This window comes from Brevundimonas sp. TWP3-1-2b1 (genome assembly GCF_049896165.1).
In the GTDB taxonomy this organism is placed as follows: Bacteria; Pseudomonadota; Alphaproteobacteria; order Caulobacterales; family Caulobacteraceae; genus Brevundimonas; species Brevundimonas subvibrioides_B.
In genome coordinates, this window is sequence record NZ_JAFCTT010000033.1 from 1 (window position 1) to 2,772 (window position 2,772).

The window sequence follows — 2,772 nt, forward strand, 5'->3', positions numbered from 1 at the left end:
ACGCCCTCCCTACGCCCCAACCCTCGCAAGCGGTGCGCTCGTGACGTCCATCCAGAACACCAAAAGGGGGTCCCTATTGCACGCCTATAGGGGGTCCCTTTTGGACGCCGATTGACAGAACCGGCCCCCACCGATCGTCGCCTTCAGGGCGTTCAAGCGCGTTCCGTTGGCGAGGATCGGCCGGTCCGACCGGACTACAACATAGACGACGGTGACCAAGCCCTGATTGCGGCGGGTCCGGCGGACGACGGCGAAGAACGTGCCCGATCTCTTTTCGGTCTTCAGAATTTCGTAGCGGTTCGTAACCGAACCAACGGGGTAGCCGATCTTGTAGTGCATGGTGAACTTCTCCATCGGGCATGCGGAGGCGTTCCGCGAAGCCGGGTTTTCGTGTTGGGCGATTGGGAAAGAGGGGCGGCTAGAAGACGGCTGGGTTGACTTCGTAGTCGGCTCGGGAACGGCCCGGCGTGTCTCCGGCGCGACCCTTGAGGCGCCGGATTAGACCGGCCTCTTCAAGGCTGTCGCACGCCGCTGCAAGGACCTTTGACTGCGCCAGCAAGCCGATGGATCGTCCGGTCCTGCGCAGTTCACGCGCGTTAAACCCCATCAGGCGATCTCGCTTCAGCACCCTGACCAAAGTCAGCGCATCGCGATCCTCGGAAGCGGATGCGGCGACGCTCAGTGTTCGAAGCATCATCGGAGAGGAGTAGTCGTCGATGAATTTGGTGGCCGCCTGATAAGCCCGGCTGCTGATCTCGATCGGCTCCGGCGCGTCGCCTTTGGCAGACCACCAGAGATATTCGAGAACCAGAGCCAGCCTCAACGCCGTCCCGGCTTGCTTCCCAATCCAGCCGCCGACTACGCCCTCTTCGTCGGTCATGCGTCGATGGGTGGCGAGGTTGTAGCTGTCCACCCGACTAGCAGCCCTGCGCGACAGCTTCTTCGTAACTGGGTTTCCGCAGTTCAAGTCGAGTTTGGCCAGCCGCATGAAGGCGGTCTTCGGCAACGTGAGATCGAGAGATCGAGATCGGCCCGGCAAACGAGGCTCCGGAAAGATATAGAGCCAACGAGCCGAGAAGCCGCGATCGACGTCGTTTTCGACGTGAGACTGAAGGATGTCGGGCTGACAGCCGCCGAGCACGCTGATCGCAAGCCGCTTGATCTTGATCAAAGGCTTGCCCTTGCGATTCACCGTGTAGGGATTGGCCATGTAGGCTTCCAGCCAGAAGGGATCAGACCCGTATCGGCGAAACCAACCGGACAGTTCGTCCTTGAGCAGAAGAAGGCCTTTCGGGGAGGACGATGCCGCTTCAGCAGCCGCTGCTGGCGTGACGTCAACGACGCGCAGTTGTGGTTCTGCTTGAGAGTTTGGGTCCCAAAAACCGGCCAACGAGCCGTTGGCAATATCATCCTCGATGTCGGCGAGGACGGCCTGAAAGGGATTGATCGCTCCCGACTTATTGGAGGACGGCTTGCCGACGAGCATCATCCACAGAAGCGGTGCTTGGCGAAAGACGCCGACCTCGATCTGGCGGGCATTGCCGATCAAGGCGCCAGCGACGGCCAAGAGCGAGGCGCCAATGTAGTCCTCTGGCGTGTTATGAGCGGCGGCGGCGGACTCGACCCAAGCCTGCCAAGCGTCTCCCAAAATCTCGACCGGAAACCTCGGGACGGGAGCGGTTTGCGGCTGGACCAAGGAGAGATCGGGCGTCTCCCATGTGGTCCGAGTTAGATGCGATCCGAGCTTCAAGACGTTCTCCGTTCATTGGGCCGGGTGGCGAGTAAACCGCTGCGGCCGTTGATGTCGGAGAGCTATATGTAGGAACAAATCTCTGGCGTCATTGGCTAGAAAGTCCAGAAAAGGCCAGAAATGTTTCAGCCATTTTCACGGATAGCCTTCAGAGCCTTTTTCAGGGTCGAAATAGGAATCTCGGTTTTTCTAGCTAGCTCTATTTGGACTTCATAGCGGAGCTTTTCCTGTTCCTTGTAGTCACCGTCGGGGCGCAGCTTCCGTATCGCCGCGATGATTTTGTCTTCTGAAGACGGACGTCCTAGTTTTGCAGCGATCCGAGCGGGGGCGGGCGCATGTATCGAGAAGAAGCTCACGGACCCGTCTTTGGTTTCTGCTTTTCCAGACCCAACATCGGTGACGGCCAGCGCGGGCCAGACGTCCCACCCGATCGCCTGATGTGGTGAGGTCAATGACCCGACGCGACCCCAGACCGGCTGGCCTTCGGCCAACCTCCCCAGCACCGCCTTGGCATGGCCGTTCCACAATGCTGCTGCTCGCGACATCAAGCGATAGTGCAGATCGCCCTGCTCTGAGAACGGCAGTGGATCGAAGGGTCCCCACGGCGAAACCTCAAAATGCCGATCAGGGCGGCGTATGAGATTTCTCTGATCGTCCTCGGTTCTGTGACGCGAACGCCAAAGGTAGCGATACTTTCGATGCTCCTGATCGATGGTCACTGAGGCAAAGTCGAACCTCTCAGTGCTGGTCACTTTGACAAACTCGACAAAGTCCTCGGGATACACCGGCTCGGGAGGTCGGGTGCCGTCGTCGAGCAATGCCGTCATTTCGAGAATGCCCAGATCGGCAACGATCCGATCAAAGATCGCGTGCGAAAGGGGCACATATCCCCTCGGCAGTTCACCCACACTTCGTCCCCTGTCATTGGCGCCAATAGCGTCGATAGTGTCTGTGTGGATGTCGGGAGTCACGGGTTGAAATCGATCTGGGCGACGGTCTGGAAAATGTCGCCTGCGTGCTCT

Annotated in this window: 3 protein-coding genes; all 3 read right to left on the reverse strand. The window is 59.3% G+C overall.

Annotation, left to right across the window (positions count from 1 at the left end; translation table 11 throughout):
* Positions 1-84: 84 nt before the first annotated feature.
* Positions 85-339 (reverse strand): hypothetical protein, encoded by a 255-nt coding sequence (locus ACP7AB_RS16785; protein WP_425993144.1) that lies wholly within the window; start codon positions 337-339, stop codon positions 85-87.
* 79 nt (positions 340-418) lie between these two features.
* On the reverse strand, positions 419-1,750 hold the full coding sequence (locus ACP7AB_RS16790) for a DUF3987 domain-containing protein (RefSeq protein ID WP_425993145.1): 1,332 nt from the start codon (positions 1,748-1,750) through the stop codon (positions 419-421).
* A gap of 125 nt (positions 1,751-1,875) precedes the next feature.
* A partial coding sequence (locus ACP7AB_RS16795; protein WP_426046203.1) for a hypothetical protein occupies positions 1,876-2,772 on the reverse strand: 897 nt, incomplete at its 5' end.

What these genes read in the sequence shown, in the direction of transcription:
- ACP7AB_RS16785 (WP_425993144.1), bottom strand. Translation starts at nt 339, where the DNA reads ATGCACTACAAGATCGGCTACCCCGTTGGTTCGGTTACGAACCGCTAC.